The following is a 16045-nucleotide window of genomic DNA, read 5'->3' on the forward strand; positions in this document are numbered from 1 at the left end:
GTTGACACGTCTACCATACTGGAGATAGTAGACATGTCAATCACTCTTGAGACCTTGGAGCAGCCCATGACCGACCTCTTGTTCGGCCTCGACAGCTTCGGCGACGTCCCCGAAGACGACGCCGGGGCACTCGTGACCCACGCCGCCGCGATCCGGCAGGTCGTCGACGAAGCGGTGCTCGCCGACGAGCTCGGCGTCGACGCGATCGCCCTCGGCGAGCACCACCGGCCCGAGTACGCGATCTCGACACCGGAGACCGTGCTCGCCGCGATCGCCGCGCGCACCTCGCGCATCCGTCTCGGCTCGGGCGTGACCGTGCTGAGCTCCGACGACCCGGTTCGCGTCTTCCAGCGCTTCGCGACGGTCGACGCGCTCTCCGAAGGGCGCGCCGAGGTGATCCTCGGGCGCGGCTCGTTCACCGAGTCGTTCCCGCTGTTCGGGTACGACCTCGCCGACTACGACGCCCTGTTCGAGGAGAAGATCGACCTCTTCGTCAAGCTGCTCGACGAGCAGCCCGTCACCTGGAGTGGCAGCAAGCGCGCCCCGCTGGAGAACGCGGACGTCTTCCCCAAGACCGAGTCCGGGCGGCTGCCGACCTGGGTCGGCGTCGGCGGCTCTCCGCAGTCGGTCGTCCGCGCCGCGCACTACGACCTGCCCTTGATGCTCGCGATCATCGGCGGCAGCCCGGAGCGGTTCGCCCCCTACGTCGACCTCTACCGCCGTGCGGCGGAGCAGTTCGGCACGACCGCGCATCCGGTCGGGATGCACTCGCCCGGCTTCGTCGCGGACAGCGACGAGGAGGCGGTCGAGGTCTTCTATCCGCGCTACAAGGTCCAGCGGGACCGCATCGGCGCGCTGCGCGGCTGGCCGCCGCTGCGCCGCGAGGAGTTCGACGCGGAGGTCGCGAACGGCTCGCTCTACGTCGGCTCACCGGAGACGGTCGCGCGCAAGATCGCCAACGCGGTCACGGCGCTCGGCGTCGGCCGCTTCGACCTGATCTACACCGTCGGCTCGCAGCCGGTCGGCGCGCGCATGCGCGCGGTCGAGCTGTACGGCAGCAGAGTGATCCCGCTGGTGCGCGAGCTGCTCGACGAGCCGACCGCGGCCGCGGCGGGCACGGCGCACAGCACGGGGGACGCATGAGCGATCCGCTCCACGAGCGACCCGAGACGATCGGCGTCCTCGGCGCCGGCAAGGTCGGCACGGTGCTCGCGCGCCTCGCGGTCGCGGCCGGCTACCGCGTGCTGATCGCCGGTTCGGGCGATCCGGCCCGGATCGCGCTGATCGTCGACGTGCTCGCCCCGGGCGCGACGGCGACGACCGCTGCCGAGGCGGCCGCCCAGGCCGACGTCGCGATCCTCGCGCTCCCGCTCGGCAAGCACCGCTCGGTTCCGGCGCACGCGCTGGAAGGAAAGCTCGTGATCGACGCGATGAACTACTGGCGGGAGGTCGACGGCGACCGCGACGACCTCACCGATCCGCGCACGTCGTCGAGCGAGACCGTCCAGGCGTTCCTGCCGCGCTCGCGCGTCGTCAAGGCGTTCAACCACATGGGCTACCACGACCTCGAGGCGGAGGCGCGACCGGCCGGCGCCCCCGGCCGCAAGGCGATCGCGGTCGCCGGCGACGACGCGGGCGCCGTCGCGGCCGTCGGCGCGCTGGTCGACGCGCTCGGCTTCGATCCCGTCGTCGCGGGCGCGCTCGCCGACGGCGTCCGGCTCGAGCCCGGCAGCGCGCTGTTCGGCGCGAACGCCGGCGCCGGCACGGTGCGCGCGCTGCTCGAGGGCTTCCCCGGCACCGCCCGCGGCGTCGCCGTCGCCGCCGCGCGCGCCGGCGGCTGAGGGCCGCCGTGCGCTCGATCGAGCGAGCCTCCCGCGCGTCAGGAGACGGCTGACAGGGCGGCAGCGACGGCGAATCCGAGGACGGTGACGAGGCCGGAGGTGTCGCCGCCCTTGCGGACGGCCTCGGGGATCATCGAGTCGATCAGCATGACCAGCAGCGCGCCCGCGGCGAAGCCGTCGATCGCGGCGTTGAGGTTCCCGGAGACGTTGTCGGCGATCGCGTAGCCGGCGACGGTCGCGGCGGCGCAGATCGCGGCGACGGCGAGCCACAGGCGGCGGATCGTCGCCGGTCGCGTGCCGGCGGCGCGCATCTCGGTGGAGGAGCCGATCGCCTCCGGGAGGTTGGAGACGAAGATCGCGACGAGCAGCCCGACGCTGACGCCGTCACCTGCGGCGATGCCGATCCCGAGCACCGCCTGCTCGGGGATGCCGTCGAGGAACGCGCCGAGCGCGAGAGCTGGGCCGGCGTCCTCGTCCGGCGTCTGGCCGGTGCTGCCGCGCCGGCCGCGCCGTCCGACGACGCGGTCGAGCACGAAGTACGTGACCGCGCCGACGGCGAGGCCGAGCCCGACGAAGCCGGGATCGCCGATGCGCGCGCCTTCCTCGGCGAGGTCGAAGCTGACGGCGCTGATCAGCGCGCCGGCTCCGAACGCGAGCACCAGTCCGACGAGCCTGTCGGGCCACGCCCTGAGCATTCCGAGCAGCGCGCCGACGACGAGCGACGATGCCGCGAGCGCTCCCCATCCGACTGCCGCGGTCACACGTTCGGCTTGCGGTCCGGCATCGGCAACACCTGACGTCGCAGATCACCCATCGCGTTGTCTCCTCGCTTGCATCCGGCCCATGCCCGCCAGCAGACGGGGCAGCGATGAACATCGTCGCTGCACGGGTGAGCGTGCCTCACACGGGCAGGGTGATCTCCCGTGTCGCTCACTCGCTGCTGGCGAGATCCCACTCTGCGGTGGCCCGCTCCGGAGCCCGCCGCGCATCACGGACGACAACGCTCGTCGTCGTGACGATCGCCATCAGGAGCGGCGCGAACAGCCGGCCGTACCATGCCCAGATCGGGTCGCCGAGAACGTTGAGCTCGTTGCCGGTCGAATAGGCGCGCCACGCCACGATCGTCGCCGCGGCGAGCACGATCGCCGAGAACACGAGCGGGACGGCGACGCCGAGATTGTCGCGGGACCAGAAGCGGTATGGCTCCTGCTCCACCTCGCCACCCTCGAGCAGCGAATGCTCGCTCCGAGCCTCGAACAGCAGGAGGTCGTCCAGTCTGAGTTGCCGCAGGTGCAGCAGCTGGGTCGCGGTTCCCTTGCCGAGCTCGGCGATGACGGCATTGTTCTCAGCCCGGATGCGCACGCGGATCCGGCCGACGCCGGAGTCTTCGAAGTACCCGATCGTGAGCTCGGAATGCGGCGACTTGCGCAGCATCTGGATTCTCGTGTTGCGTACGAAGCTCGGCAGATCGTCTTCGGGAAGCTGATCGGCCATTCTGTGGAAGATGTCCCTTGCTTGAGACCCCTTGGCGGTCTCCCAGCCGTTCCTTGCCAGCAGCGTCTGGATCTTCTGCACGAGCGGCGGACTGGCGCCTCGGACCGCGGCGGCCTCACACGAGAAGTCCGCGAGCACACGATGCCCCATCGTCGGTCTACTCGCTCAAGACAGGGATTTGGCTCCAGAAGCGGCCTCCGTCAGAGACCTCCCACTTCACACGGATCTCGGGTGGGGCACTTCCGTCCCACGTGGGCGGAGCGTCGATGATCCGGCGTTCGCGTGCGGCGAGCTGTCGCAGCGGCCGCCACACGGCGTCGAGGGCGCCATCGCGCCCAGTCGAATCGGCGGTGGTGGCATCGATGATCGTGAGGTCTGATCCGGAGCGGTTCTCGACGAGCAGGCGATGCCCGAGCATGCGGACCTGGAGCGAGCCCTCGTCGAGGGTGCCCCAGAGCGGATTCGGTTCCGAGGCCCGGTCGAAGACCGTCGTGAGCGTCTCGGCGATCCGGTTCTCCTGGAGGTCCAGCTTCGTCCGAAGCGTCGTCAGGAGCGTCTGCATCCCGTCTCTCTCACCGATGTCGGGCGCGTATCGGCCTCCCTGCAGCAACGGGAGGCTCGTCGTGGAGAGGCCCAGACACCGAACGGGGATCACGAAACGCCCGAAGGCGGTCGCAACTCCCAGCTCCCAGGCCATCCAAAAGGACCGTCTCACCGCGGCAGGCGTTGCGAGCCAGACGACCGCAGCGGCATCGCGTACGTTGTCCAGGATCGTCGCGTCGATGCTGTCGCCCGCGGCGAGCCCGCTCGCAGCGCGGCTCGTGTTGAAGACCTCGACCTCCGACGGGAAGCACGACCGAAAGGTCCGTTCGAGCATGTTGGCGGCGGCTTGATCGCTGTGACTGATGAAGACTCTTGGCACGCCTGCGTCTTACCAGAACATAGGTCGGTGCCGCGGCACTTGCGTCGCGCGGGATCGGTGTCGGCGACGCTCCGCCGACGGCTGAGCGTCAGGCGGTGAGGAGCGTCTTGCCGATCACGCTGCGCGCCTCGATCGCGGCGTGCGCGTCAGCGGCGCGTTCGAGCGGGTGCGTCTGTCCGATGATCGGCGTGACCCGGCCTGCTGCCAGTTCGTCGAGTCCGCGGAGGGTAAGGCGCCGCCAGTCCTCGGGGGAGAGGGGGTTGTCGAAGATTCCGGTCACCGCGATCTCGCGCTCGGCGGCCTGCTCCGGGGTGATCGGCGCGAAGTCGCCGCTCGCGGCGCCGTAGGAGAAGAAGCGCCCGTTGCGGGCCGTGGCGTCGAAGGCCGCGCGTCCGCTGGCGCCGCCAGCGCCGTCGAAGACGACGTCGAAGCCGGCGCCGCCGGTCGCCTCGCGAGCGGCGGCTGTCCACGCGTCGTGGGAGTAGTCGAGGGCAAGGTCCGCGCCGAGCTGCCGGACCGCGGCGAGCTTTCCCTCGCCGCGTGCGGCGCCGACGACGTGGGCTCCGGCCGCCTTGGCGAGCGGCACGAGCCACATTCCCAGCGCTCCGGCCGCGGCCGTCACGAGCACGCGTTCGCCGCGGCGGATGCCCGCGTGGTCGAGGCTGCTGAGTGCGGTCGGCGCGTCGTGGAGCGCTGCGATCGCCGCCTGGACGCCCAGGCCGTCGGGGACGACGAAGGCCTCCTCGGCGGCCACGACGGCGTGCGTCGTGTAGCCGCCCGCGTCGCCGGTGCGGGCCACGACCCGGCGCCCGGCGAGCTCCGGGGCGACGCCGTCGCCGACCGCGGCCACCGTGCCGCCGACCCCGGTGCCCGGCACGAACGGCGGCTTCAGGGGGAAGTAGTCCTTGCCCCAGCCCGCGCGCAGCTGTGTGTCGAGAAACAGCACCTCCGCGATCTCGACGTCGATCCCGACCTCGCCGGCTCCCGGCGCTCTCGACGGGGCCTCGGCAGCCACGAGAACCTCGGGTCCTCCGAAACGCGTCACTTCCACAATCGTTGTCATTCACACCACGCTACGACTTCAAGTCAGCTCGAAGTCAAGCGGATGTGGGCACGGTCTACGTTCTTGTGTGGTGAACCAATGGTCCGTATGTAGGGAATGCTGGTCGTGCGTGGCCACTAGGTGATCGCGGCAGGGATCCCGCAACGGCCTTGTCTTATCGCCAGATAGACAGTCTGTCTGTGAGGTGATAGGCTCGGGCGTGTCTGGTCGAGGAATCTGAGGAGATGGGTGCATGGTGCGCTCCTGGATGGGCGCCGCAGCGAAGCGGCGCAGCTCGTGGCATTCCCGCTCGCTCGTCGGAGCAGCCCTGGTCGGCTGCGCCGGGATGCTGGTCGCGTGCGGCGACAGCGGCAGCACGAGCGGCGGCAGTGGGACGGTCAAGTCGGACAGGGTGGTCTTCGCCGACTACGGCGGCACCACTCGCGCGGCGCGGAAGCAGGCATTCCTGAATCCTTTCTCGCGCGCGGAGGGCGTGCGCGCCATCTCGGCTGACGCCGACCCGGCCAAGCTGGTCCTGTTCGGTGAGAGCAGACGGGCCGACTGGGACCTGATCGACATGGACGGATGGGACGTCGATCGCTTCATGCGCAGAGGCCTGCTGAAGAAGCTTCCGCCGGACGTCACCCGCGTCGACCTCGTCCCGAAGACGTATCGCGACTACGCGACCGCCGGCTACAACGCGAGCACCGGCATCGGATACCGCAGCGACAGAGGCGACGCGCCGAGAAGCTGGGGCGACTTCTTCGACGCCGCCAGGTTCCCGGGCAAGCGGGCGGTCCCGAGCTTCACGTACTTCATGGCAGAGGCGGCGTTGCTCGCCGACGGCGTGTCGTGCGACAGGCTCTATCCGCTCGACCTCGATCGCGCCTTCGCGAAGCTCGACACGATCCGCGACGACGTCCTCGTCTATGACAGCTTCGGCCAAGCGGTCCAGTACCTCGCGCAGGGCAGCGTCGCGATGGCGCTGGTGCCGAACAGCCGCATCTCGGTGCTTGAGGAGCAGGGCCTCTCGGTCGGCTTCTCGTGGGACGACGCATTCTTCACGTGGACCGCGGCGGCCGTTCCGGCGGACGCGCCCGACGCTGACGCGGCGTTCGCACTGCTCAACGCGATGGCCGAGCCCGAGGCACAGGCGGAGTTCTCGCGCCTGACCAAGTACGGGCCGATGAACTCGGAGGCGCTGGAGCTGCTCGACGACGAGACGCGCGAGCAGATGCCCAACACGCACCTCGACACCGCATGCGAGATCGACAACGAGGGTCTCTCCGCGGACTTCGACAAGTACAGCGAGCGGTACCAGAAGTGGCTGGCGCAGAACTGATGACGCCGACCGGGCGCGTCGCGGCACCGCGACGGCGCGGCGCGGCGCGCCGCGCAGGCGATCCGACGGGGATCCGGGCCGGGCTGCTGCTGCTGGTGCCGCTGGCGGCCGGCGTGCTGTTCCTGGTGCTGCCGCTGATCCTGCTCGCGGACCGCGCGCTGGCGGGGCACGGCGTGAGCGGCTTCGCGGACGTGCTGACCGACGCGACCTTTCTCGACGCCGGCCGGCGGACGCTGCTGCTCTCGGTCGTCGTCACCGGCCTGTGCGTCGTGGTCGGGACCGTCTACGCGGTCGCGCTCGTCGCTGCGCCGCGCCGTCTGTCGCTCGTCCTGCTCGGCGTGCTGCTCAGCGCGTTCTGGATCTCGCTGCTGGTACGGACGTTCGGGTGGGTGGTGCTGTTCCAGCCCAACGGCGCGCTGGACCAGTTGCTGCAGAAGCTCGGGCTGACCGACGGCTCGCTCGAGCTGCTGCAGACGACCCGGGCGATGTACCCGGCGATGCTGCACGTGCTGCTGCCCTTCTTCGTCCTGCCCGTCTTCGCGGCGTGCATGCGGCTGGACCCGGACCTGCTGCGCGCGAGCCAGAGCCTCGGCGCGCGCCCGCTGGCGGTGCTGTGGCACGTCGTGCTGCCCCACCTGCGCTCGGCGATCGTCGCCTCGGCGTCGCTCGTGTTCATGCTGGCGCTCGCGTTCTACGTGACGCCGCTGATGATCGGCGGCCCCTCCCAGCTGACGATCTCGACGCTGATCGACCGCGAGTTCGGTCAGGAGTTCGACCTCGCCGGCGCCGCGGCGATGGGCTTGGTCCTGCTGGCGTTCGTCCTGGTGATCTACGTGATCGTGGACCGCTTCGTCAGCCTGGTCCCTGGCCGGGAGTAGCGCGATGGATGCTCAGTCCAGCTTGCGCAGCGCACTCCGTCAGACGCTCGGCCCGATCGTCTGGCCGCTGAGTGCGGGCGCGGTCCTGATCGGGCTGTTCCTGCTGATCCCGATCCTGATCATCTTCCCGATCTCGCTGACCGGCAGCTTCCTGCTGACCTGGCCGCCGCAGCTCTTCTCGCTGCGCTGGTTCGAGGCGTTCTTCGACGACCCCGTCTGGACCGACGCGCTGGCGCGGTCGGTCCGCATCGCGGTCCCGGTCGCCGTCATCGCGACCGTGCTGGGAACGCTCTCGGCGCTCGGGCTCGCCTACGTCAGACGTGGCCGGCGGCTGCTTCAGACGCTGTTCGTCGCTCCGATGGTGCTGCCGATCATCACCTACGCGCTCGGGCTCTACGACGTGTCGCAGCGGTTCGACATGACCGGGTCCGTATGGCCGGTGATCGTCGGGCAGGCGATGCTCGCCGCGCCGCTCGTGTTCATCATCGTCAGCGCGGGCCTGGCGGGCAGAGACCCGCAGCTCGCGCATGCGGCCGCCAGCCTCGGCGCGCCTGCGCGCGTCGTGCTTTGGCGCGTCGAGCTGCCGCTCGCGCGGGTCTCGATCGCCGCCGCGGCGATGATGGCGCTGGCCTACTCGTTCGACGAGATCATCGTCGCGTACTTCCTCTCGCCGCCGGGATCGGGGACGTTGCCCGTCCAGATCCTCGCGTCCACGCGCGAGACCGCTGATCCGACGATCGCGGCCGCGAGCATGGTCGTCATCGGCGTCGCCGCGTCGATCGCGGCGCTCACCCTGCTGGTCCACGTGTTCTTCAGAAGGCGGTCACGATGAGCATTCGCGCTCGCATCACCGACGGATCCGTACGACTCGGGTCGGTCCAGGCGCTGGACCGCGTGAGCCTCGCGGTCGAGCCCGGACAGTTCCTCGCGCTGCTCGGCCCGTCCGGGTCGGGCAAGACGACGACGCTCAACGTGCTCGCCGGCTTCGTCACGCCGGACAGCGGGACGGTCACGTTCGACGGCAGCGACGTGACGGCGCTTCCGCCGCACCGCCGCGATCTGGGCATCGTCTTCCAGGGGTACGCGCTGTTCCCGCACATGACCGTGGCGGAGAACGTCGGCTTCCCGTTGCGCATGCGCAAGGTCCCGCGCTCGGACCGCAGCACGCGCGTTCGCGAGGGGCTCGCGCTGGTCGGGCTTGAGGAGCACGCCGACCGTGCGGTCGCGACGCTCAGCGGCGGCCAGCGCCAGCGGGTGGCGCTCGCCCGGGCGATCGTGTTCGAGCCGCGGATGCTGCTGCTCGACGAGCCGCTCGCCGCGCTCGACAAGCAGCTGCGCGACGCGATGCAGCTGGAGCTGCGGCGTCTGCAGCAGCGGGTCGGGATCACCGCGGTCGCCGTGACGCACGATCAGGTCGAGGCACTCACGATGGCGGACATGGTCGCCGTGATGCGCGACGGCCGGATCGAGCAGATCGGCTCGCCGAGAGACGTCTACATGCGGCCTGCGACGTTGTTCGTCGCCGACTTCCTCGGCGAGGCGAACCTGGTCCCGGTGGAGCGCGGCCAGCTCGCCGGCTTCGGCCGGCTCGGGCACGACCGCACCGGTCAGGCCGTCGTCCGGCCCGAGCACGTCACGCTGCACCGCGACGGCGACGCCGCGGAGGACGGGGAGCTGCGCGCCCGCGCCGCGGTCGAGGAGATCAGCTTCCAGGGCTCGCGGACTCGCATCCGCGCCCGGCTGCTCGCTCCCGCCGGCGTCGAGCTGACGCTGGCCGAGGTGCCGCTCGCCGGGCTGGAGGGCGTCGCACCCGGACGCGAGGTGGAGCTGCGGCTCGACGCGCGCGACATCCACGTGATCGCCGCGCAGCCGTCGGCGTCGTGAGAGGAGAGCAGGAGATGGAGGAGACGAGCTGCGACGCGATCGTCGTCGGCGGCGGGTTCGCCGGCGTCACGGCGGCGCGCGAGCTGTCGAACGCGGGGCTGAGCACGACGCTGCTCGAAGCGCGCGATCGGCTCGGCGGGCGCACCTGGACCAGCCAGTTCGGCAGCCGGACCGTCGAGCTCGGCGGCGGCTGGGTGCACTGGCGCCAGCCGCACGTGTGGGCGGAGATGACCCGCAGCGGGATCGGGATCGCGGAGGACGACTGGCGGTTCGACACCGCGCTGTTCGGCGCGCCCGTCCAGCGGCATCCGCCCGAGGAGGCGTTCGCGAGGGTGCGCGAGCTGTTCACGCGGTTCGCCGGCGACGCCGGCGCACTGCTGCCGCATCCGCACGACCCGCTGCGCGTCACTGGCGTCGCCGCGCTGGATGCCCGCTCGATGCAGGACCGGCTCGACGAGATGAGACTCACGGGGTCCGACGAGGAGTGGCTCTCCGGGCTGCTGTACGAGATCGCGGGCTCTCCGCTGGACGAGGCGGCTCTGCTGCAGGTCGTCCGCTGGATGGCGCTGAGCGATTGGGACATCGACCGCTGGTATGACACGAACCGTTACCGGCCCGTCGGCGGAACCGTCGCGGTGCTCGACGGCATCGTCGCGAGCGGCCGCTTCGACGTCCAGCTCTCGGCGCCGGTGAGCGCGGTCGACGCAGGCCGCGACGCAGTCCGTGTGGTGACGCGCGACGGCAGGGCGTTCCGAGCCAGCACCGTCGTGATCGCGACGCCGGTGAACGTCTGGCCGCACATCGACTTCGGTCCCGGGCTGCCGGCCGCGCATCGCGAGGCGGGACGGGTCGGCTGGGGCAAGCCGCATCAGGACAAGGTGTGGATCGAGGTCCGGGGCTCGCTCGGTCGCGTCTTCGGCCAGCTCCCCGCGCCCGCGCCGCTGAACTTCTTCTGGACCCACGAGGCGTGGGAGGGCGGTCAGCTGATCATCGGCATCAACGCGAACCCGGCGCTCGACGTGACCGACGAGGAGCAGGTCGCCGCGACGATCCGCCGCTACGTCCCGGAGATCGACGAGGTCGTCGCCGTCTCCGGACACGACTGGGCCGCCGACGAGTACACGCGCGGCGGCAACACGGGCCACCGCCCGCAGCAGGTCACGCGCAACCTGCACGCGCTCCAGCAGCCGTGGGGTCGCGTCGCGTTCGCGACGGCCGACATCGCGAGCGGCTGGTTCGGCTACATCGACGGAGCGATCGAGTCGGGGATCCGAGCGGCCCGTGACTGCCGCGCGATCCTCGCGCGATGACCCCGGGACCCGGAGGAGGACTGCCATGACGAGATCCGAGCCGTTCGCGATCGCGGAGCGCCGCTGCCTGCCGTGGGCTCCAGCGGTCGACTTCTCCCAGGCGCTCGTCACGAACGCGCCGCTGGTGCTCACCGCCGGGCAGGGACCGTTCGGTGCGGACGGGTCGATCGTGGCCGTCGGCGACCCCGCCGGGCAGATGCGGCAGACGTTCCAGAACCTGTCGACGGTCCTGGAGGCGGTCGGCGCGTCGCTGGCGAGCGTCGTGAGCCAGACGGTCTATCTGGCGCGCGCCGAGGACTTCGAGGTCTTCAAGTCCGTGCGCCGGGAGTTCTACGCGCCGCCGTTCCCGGCGGCGACGACGTTGCGCGTCGACCTGCTCGAGCCGGCGATGCTGATCGAGCTGACGGCCGTCGCGGCCGTCGGGGTGGAGCGAACCGAGCGCTAGACCGTCGCCTGCTCGTAGCCGAGCGCGGCGGAGACCTGCGCCGCGGCGTCCGTGATGAGCGCGAAGCTGCGCTCGCGCTGGTCCTCGAGCACGAGCGGGAGCGGTCCGCTGAGCGAGATCGCCGCGCACACGTGCCCGTCGTGGTCATGGATCTGCGCTCCGACGCCGGCCATGCCGAGCAGCCGGTCCTGATCGCTAATCGAGATGCCCGTCTGCTTGACCTGCTCGAGCATCGCGACGAGCCCGTCACGCGTGGTGACGCTGTACTGCGTGAAGCCGACGAGGCCGCTTGCGGCGTACTCGTCCCAGAACGCCGGCGGCTCCGCGGCGAGCAGAGCCTTGCCGCCGGCCCCGATGTGGAGCGGCCCGGTCGTCCCGGGCAGCAGCGCGTTGTTGACGATCGTGCTGCCCTCGATGCGCTCGATGCAGAGCGCCTCGTCGCCGCTGCGGATCGTGAGGAAGATCGTGCTGCCCGTCTGGTCGCGCAGGTCGAGCATCAGCGGCAGTGCCGCCGCGCGCAGGTTGCGGTGGCGGACCGCGCTGCTGCCGAGGCGGTACAGCTTGATCCCGAGCTGGATGTAGCCGCGCTTCACGCCTGGCGCGACGAAGCCGATGTTCTCGAGGCTGTCCAGCAGGCGATAGACGCTGCTGCGCGGTTCGCCGATGCGATCGGCGATCTCGGCGGGCGTCAGCTCCCCCGCGTCGTCGAGCGCGTCGAGCAGGGCGCTGGTCTTGGCCAGCACGTTGATCGTGCTCGCGCGCGCTCCGTTGCGCGTCGCTGACGGTCTGGTCGCGGAGTTCCCCATGGCCCGAATGGTATCCGCGCGCGGCACTCGGCGTCGTGAGTCGGCGCCAGAGGGTTATTGCTTAACGGACAGATCGTCCGTAACATGAGAATCACGGAGTCGGGACGACAGCGACGCGCCGGCCCGCCGCGGGATCTCCGTGGCGGCGGGTGGGCATGGAGGCAGCGCAGATGAACCCTGCGGGATTTCGCGCAGACCAGATAGGGATCGTGGTCCATGACCTCGACCGCGCACTCGCACGCTATGAGCGTGCGCTCGGTGGTGGGCCATGGCGGATCTGGACGTATGGGCCGCGCAACGTGCCGCGACTGACGTATCGCGGGGCGGACGCCGCCTTCGAGATGCGAGTCGCGTTGTCATCGTCGGTGCCGCAGATCGAACTGATCGAGGCGATCAGCGGGCCGAGCATCTACACCGAATGGCTCGACCGCCACGGAGAGGGCCTGCACCACCTCGGAATGTTCGAGGAGGATGTCGACGGCGGCATCGCGCGCATGGCGGCGCAGGGGTTCGACCTGATGCAGAGCGGCCGCGGGTACGGTCGCGACGGCGACGGCGGGTTCCTGTACTTCGACACGGCCGCGGAGCTCGGCGTGATTCTCGAGCTGATCGAGGTGCCGGCCCGGCGGCGAACGCCGGAGGCGATCTGGCCGTTGCCGGAATCAGTTCAGGCGCGCGCGTGAGGTAGCGCCGTGGGTCAGCGCACTGGGGGAGCGGCACCCGACGATCGCGGGCGCCTCGTGGACGAGCGTGTCGTCGGTGAGCGCCTCCACCATGAACAGCGCGAAGTCGACGCGCCGCGTCAGGTTGCTCGCGAGGACCGGGTCGCCGACGTGATGGCTCCACGCAGGCAGGCCCTGGCTCTCGCCCTCCTCGAGGTCGCTTCCGCGCACGACGGTCCAGCGCCGGTCGCTGGCGAAGATCCGCCGGCACGCCTCGACCTGGTCGTCGATCTCGGCCGCGCGCACGAGGCGGGCCAGCACCGTCGCGATCCGGAGCGCCGCCTTGAACTTCCAGGAGTACTGGTCCTTGCCGTCGCGGGTGATGTGCCAGCCGCACGAGAAGATCAGGCGCGCGTCGGGCTCGGCGTAGTCGAGCACCGCCTGCGCCGTGCCCGACGAGTACTGCTGCACGCGCCAGGGAACGAGCACCGTCAGCACGCCGTCGCATCCGGCGACCGCCTTGCGGATCACCTCCCGGTCGTTCGTCGGCCCGGGAACGATCGTGATCCGGTCCGCGTACGCGGCGAGCTTCGGGACGCTGCGCTCGCGGCAGACGCCGACGACCTCGTAGCCGCGGTCCAGCGCGTGCCGAACCATGTACTGCCCGAGCTTCCCCGAGGCGCCGACGATGCAGACCTTCCGCGTCTGGTCCGTGCTCATGCTCCGCTCCTGCCGCTTGCGCTGTCAATCGAACTTACGTTGTAAGGGACGGTATACTTACGCCATAAGTTCGTCAAGCGACAGCGGGAGGAGGTGCCGATGCGCGAGCGCGGCACGGGCAGGCGCGCGAAGCCGAAGCGGGCGCCGCTCAGCCGGGAGCGGGTGGTCGCCGCCGCGATGGCCCTGGCGGACGAGAACGGCGAGGCCGGCGTCACGATGCGGGCGATCGGCGCCCGGCTGGGCGTCGAGGCGATGTCGCTGTACAACCACGTCGCCGGCCGGGAGCAGATCCTCGACGGGATGGTCGACGCCGTGTTCGGCGAGATCGACCTTCCGGCGCCGGCGACGGACTGGAAGGAGGCGATGCGCGGCCGCGCCGTCTCGGCGTGCGCGGTGCTGCGCCGCCACCCCTGGGCGATCGGCCTGATGGACTCCCGCAGCCAGCCCGGCCCGGCGACCCTGCGCCACCACGACGTCGTCCTGGGCGTCCTGCGGGCGGGAGGCTTCTCCGTCGCGATGACCGCGCACGCCGTCTCGGTCATCGACAGCTATCTCTACGGGTTCGTCCTTCAGGAGCTGAGCCTGCCGTTCACCGGTCCCGCCGAGCTCGGCGAGATCGCGGACGACATCCTGCGCGACCTGCCGACCGACGCCTACCCGCACCTCACGGAGCTGATCGCCGAGCACGCCCTCCGGCCGGGCTACGACTACGCCGACGAGTTCGAGTTCGGCCTCTCCCTGATCCTCGATGCGCTGCACCCCGACGAGGTCTAGGGCGGTGGCTGCTTTGCTTGCGCGCAGCAGCGCGCGGGTAGTCAGATCGCGATGACGAGCGAGGCCGCGGAGGAGATGGAACGACGGAGCCGCTTCGGCGAGGGCGATCCCTTCTCGCTCGGGGTGGAGGAGGAGCTGTTCCTCGTCGACCCGGTCACCGGCGAGCAGATCAACGCCTCCACCGCGGTGATCGATCGGCTGGGGCCGGTCGACGGCAGGGTCGAGCGCGAGCTGCACGCTTGTCAGGTCGAGCTGATCACGGACGTCTGCCGCACCGCCGGCGAGGCGGTGGGGACGCTCGGCGGCCTGCGGGCCGCAGTCGTCGCGACCGGTGTCGGGCTGCTCGGAGCGGGGACGCATCCCGCGGCCGAGGAGGGCGACGCGGAGATCACGGACAAGGTCCGCTATGAGCGCATCCGCGAGCTGTTGGGAGATGCCGTCGCGACGCCGGTCAACGGCCTTCACGTGCACGTCGGGATGCCGGACGCCGAGACGGCGATCCGCGCCTTCAACGGGCTGCGGCGGCATCTGCCGCTGTTGCAGGCGCTCGGCGCGAACTCGCCGTTCCGGCACAGCCGCGACACCGGGCTGGCGTCCGCGCGCGAGGTGACGACGCGGGGGTGGCCGCGCTCCGGCGTGCCGCGCGCGATGCGCGACTTCGAGGACTTCTGCGCGATGAGCGCGCTGCTCGCGCGCGCCGCCGACGTGCCGGACTACACGTGGTTCTGGTGGAAGCTGCGGCCGCATCCGCGGCTCGGGACGGTCGAGATCCGCGCGCTCGACACGCAGACCTCGCTGGAGGACCTCGCGGCGCTCGTCGCGCTCGTCCACTGCCTCGCCCGCCACGCCAGCGAGCTGGGCGCCGACCCGGCGGCCGACCCGCCTGGCGAGCTGCTCGACGAGGGCGTCTTCCGTGCGGCGCGTTACGGCATCGACGCCCAGCTGCCTGATGCCGAAGGCCGCCTGCGACCCGTTCGCTCGCTGCTCGACGACGTGGTCGAGATGGTTGCGCCAGACGCACGAGAGCTCGGCTGCGAGGGCGAGCTGGACGGATTGCACCGGCTGGTCGAGCGCGGCGGCGGCGCCGGCCGGCAGCGGTCGCTGCACGCGATCGGCGGGATGGGGACGCTGCTGCGCGAGACGACGGCGCTGACGGTCGCCGGCGCCCCGAACGGCGCGACGACGTCCCCTCCCACGTGATCGGCTCGCTCGGCGAAGCCGCTACTGCGCGCGATCGGCCTCGCGGGCGGCCTGCGCGATCAGATCGGCGGTCGTCCGCGGCTGCGAGACGTAGATCGAGTGGCTGCCGGACGCCTCGACGACGGTCGCGCCCGCCCGCTCGGACATCACCCGCTGGGCCGGCGGCGGGATCATCCGGTCCTCGGTTGCGACGAGGTACCAGCTCGGCTTGCCGCGCCAGGCCGGCTCGCCGACGGCGCCGTTGAGCGCCTCGACGCCCCACGGGACCTGCGAGTCGGCCATGAACGCCGCCAGCTCGGCCGGGAGGTCCGCCGCGAACGACTCCGCGAACTTCTCGCGGTCGAGGAACAGGAACCCGTCCTGGGGCGGCAGGATCGGCGGCACCGGCGCGCCGGGCGGCGGGTCGGCGATCAGCGCGTTGACCGACTCGCCCGCGTCGGGCGCGAACGCGGCGATGTAGACCAGGCCGGCCACGCGCTCGTGGCCGCCGGCCTCCGTGATCACGACGCCGCCGTAGGAATGGCCGACGAGGATCGTCGGGCCGTCCTGGAGGTCCAGCACGTTGCGTGTCGTCTCGACGTCGCTCTCGAGCGAGAGCGTCTGATTCTGCACGACGCTCACGTTGAAGCCGTCCGCCTTCAGCAGGTCGTAGACGCCCTTCCAGCCGGAGCCGTCGACGAAGCCGCCGTGGACGAGAACCACGTTCCGCACGTCTGCCATGGGGT

The 16045-nt window shown here is 71.0% G+C and carries 18 protein-coding genes; 11 read left to right on the forward strand and 7 right to left on the reverse strand.

Annotation, left to right across the window (positions count from 1 at the left end; translation table 11 throughout):
• Window positions 1–66 precede the first annotated feature (66 nt).
• A complete protein-coding gene (locus CWOE_RS11255) occupies window positions 67–1143 on the forward strand; it encodes an LLM class flavin-dependent oxidoreductase (protein ID WP_012933734.1) in 1077 nt (358 codons plus the stop codon).
• Window positions 1140–1841, forward strand: a complete 702-nt coding sequence (locus tag CWOE_RS11260; protein WP_012933735.1) for an NADPH-dependent F420 reductase — start codon at window positions 1140–1142, stop codon at window positions 1839–1841. The genes CWOE_RS11255 and CWOE_RS11260 overlap by 4 nt, the downstream gene beginning before the upstream one ends.
• A gap of 38 nt (window positions 1842–1879) precedes the next feature.
• On the opposite strand, the gene CWOE_RS11265 is transcribed toward CWOE_RS11260, so the two are convergent.
• From CWOE_RS11265 to CWOE_RS11280, 4 genes are all read right to left on the reverse strand, one after another.
• A complete protein-coding gene (locus CWOE_RS11265) occupies window positions 1880–2602 on the reverse strand; it encodes a ZIP family metal transporter (protein WP_012933736.1) in 723 nt (240 codons plus the stop codon).
• A 169-nt stretch (window positions 2603–2771) separates the two neighbouring features.
• Window positions 2772–3473 carry a hypothetical protein gene (locus CWOE_RS11270; RefSeq protein WP_148260978.1) on the reverse strand — a complete coding sequence of 234 codons (702 nt, stop codon included), beginning with the start codon at window positions 3471–3473 and terminating at the stop codon, window positions 2772–2774.
• A 19-nt stretch (window positions 3474–3492) separates the two neighbouring features.
• Window positions 3493–4257, reverse strand: coding sequence for a toll/interleukin-1 receptor domain-containing protein (locus CWOE_RS11275; RefSeq protein WP_148260979.1), 765 nt, complete (start codon window positions 4255–4257; stop codon window positions 3493–3495).
• Window positions 4258–4345: 88 nt separating this feature from the next.
• Window positions 4346–5272 carry a zinc-binding dehydrogenase gene (locus CWOE_RS11280; RefSeq protein ID WP_201447204.1) on the reverse strand — a complete coding sequence of 309 codons (927 nt, stop codon included), beginning with the start codon at window positions 5270–5272 and terminating at the stop codon, window positions 4346–4348.
• A gap of 280 nt (window positions 5273–5552) precedes the next feature.
• On the opposite strand from CWOE_RS11280, the gene CWOE_RS11285 reads away from it, so the two are divergent.
• Genes CWOE_RS11285 through CWOE_RS11310 form a run of 6 tightly spaced genes read left to right on the forward strand, consistent with a single transcriptional unit; the run spans window position 5553 to window position 11158 of the window.
• On the forward strand, window positions 5553–6641 hold the full coding sequence (locus CWOE_RS11285; protein WP_012933740.1) for an extracellular solute-binding protein: 1089 nt from the start codon (window positions 5553–5555) through the stop codon (window positions 6639–6641).
• Window positions 6641–7519 carry an ABC transporter permease gene (locus CWOE_RS11290; protein ID WP_012933741.1) on the forward strand — a complete coding sequence of 293 codons (879 nt, stop codon included), beginning with the start codon at window positions 6641–6643 and terminating at the stop codon, window positions 7517–7519. The genes CWOE_RS11285 and CWOE_RS11290 overlap by 1 nt, the downstream gene beginning before the upstream one ends.
• Window positions 7520–7541: 22 nt before the next feature.
• Entirely contained in the window at window positions 7542–8351 is an 810-nt protein-coding gene (locus tag CWOE_RS11295) for an ABC transporter permease (RefSeq protein WP_160165503.1), read from the forward strand.
• Window positions 8348–9403 carry an ABC transporter ATP-binding protein gene (locus CWOE_RS11300; protein ID WP_012933743.1) on the forward strand — a complete coding sequence of 352 codons (1056 nt, stop codon included), beginning with the start codon at window positions 8348–8350 and terminating at the stop codon, window positions 9401–9403. The genes CWOE_RS11295 and CWOE_RS11300 overlap by 4 nt, the downstream gene beginning before the upstream one ends.
• A gap of 14 nt (window positions 9404–9417) precedes the next feature.
• On the forward strand, window positions 9418–10713 hold the full coding sequence (locus CWOE_RS11305) for a flavin monoamine oxidase family protein (protein ID WP_012933744.1): 1296 nt from the start codon (window positions 9418–9420) through the stop codon (window positions 10711–10713).
• A gap of 25 nt (window positions 10714–10738) precedes the next feature.
• Window positions 10739–11158 carry a RidA family protein gene (locus tag CWOE_RS11310; protein ID WP_012933745.1) on the forward strand — a complete coding sequence of 140 codons (420 nt, stop codon included), beginning with the start codon at window positions 10739–10741 and terminating at the stop codon, window positions 11156–11158.
• Here CWOE_RS11310 and CWOE_RS11315 read toward each other — a convergent pair.
• Complete coding sequence (locus CWOE_RS11315) at window positions 11155–11964, reverse strand: IclR family transcriptional regulator (protein ID WP_012933746.1); 810 nt, start codon at window positions 11962–11964, stop codon at window positions 11155–11157. The genes CWOE_RS11310 and CWOE_RS11315 overlap by 4 nt on opposite strands.
• 155 nt (window positions 11965–12119) lie before the next feature.
• On the opposite strand from CWOE_RS11315, the gene CWOE_RS11320 reads away from it, so the two are divergent.
• Window positions 12120–12647 (forward strand): VOC family protein, encoded by a 528-nt coding sequence (locus CWOE_RS11320; protein ID WP_148260981.1) that lies wholly within the window; start codon window positions 12120–12122, stop codon window positions 12645–12647.
• On the opposite strand, the gene CWOE_RS11325 is transcribed toward CWOE_RS11320, so the two are convergent.
• Window positions 12627–13346: an NAD(P)-dependent oxidoreductase gene (locus tag CWOE_RS11325; RefSeq protein ID WP_012933748.1), complete on the reverse strand. Its 720-nt coding sequence runs from the start codon at window positions 13344–13346 to the stop codon at window positions 12627–12629. The genes CWOE_RS11320 and CWOE_RS11325 overlap by 21 nt on opposite strands.
• Window positions 13347–13445: 99 nt before the next feature.
• Here CWOE_RS11325 and CWOE_RS11330 point away from each other — a divergent pair, with 99 nt between their 5' ends.
• Window positions 13446–14120, forward strand: a complete 675-nt coding sequence (locus CWOE_RS11330; protein WP_012933749.1) for a TetR/AcrR family transcriptional regulator C-terminal domain-containing protein — start codon at window positions 13446–13448, stop codon at window positions 14118–14120.
• A 51-nt stretch (window positions 14121–14171) separates the two neighbouring features.
• Entirely contained in the window at window positions 14172–15320 is a 1149-nt protein-coding gene (locus CWOE_RS11335) for a carboxylate-amine ligase (RefSeq protein WP_012933750.1), read from the forward strand.
• Between the two features lie 21 nt (window positions 15321–15341).
• Here CWOE_RS11335 and CWOE_RS11340 read toward each other — a convergent pair whose 3' ends face one another.
• Window positions 15342–16040, reverse strand: coding sequence for an alpha/beta fold hydrolase (locus CWOE_RS11340; RefSeq protein WP_041730387.1), 699 nt, complete (start codon window positions 16038–16040; stop codon window positions 15342–15344).
• Between the last annotated feature and the right edge of the window lie 5 nt (window positions 16041–16045).

This window comes from Conexibacter woesei DSM 14684, assembly GCF_000025265.1.
GTDB classification, from domain to species: domain Bacteria; phylum Actinomycetota; class Thermoleophilia; order Solirubrobacterales; family Solirubrobacteraceae; genus Conexibacter; species Conexibacter woesei.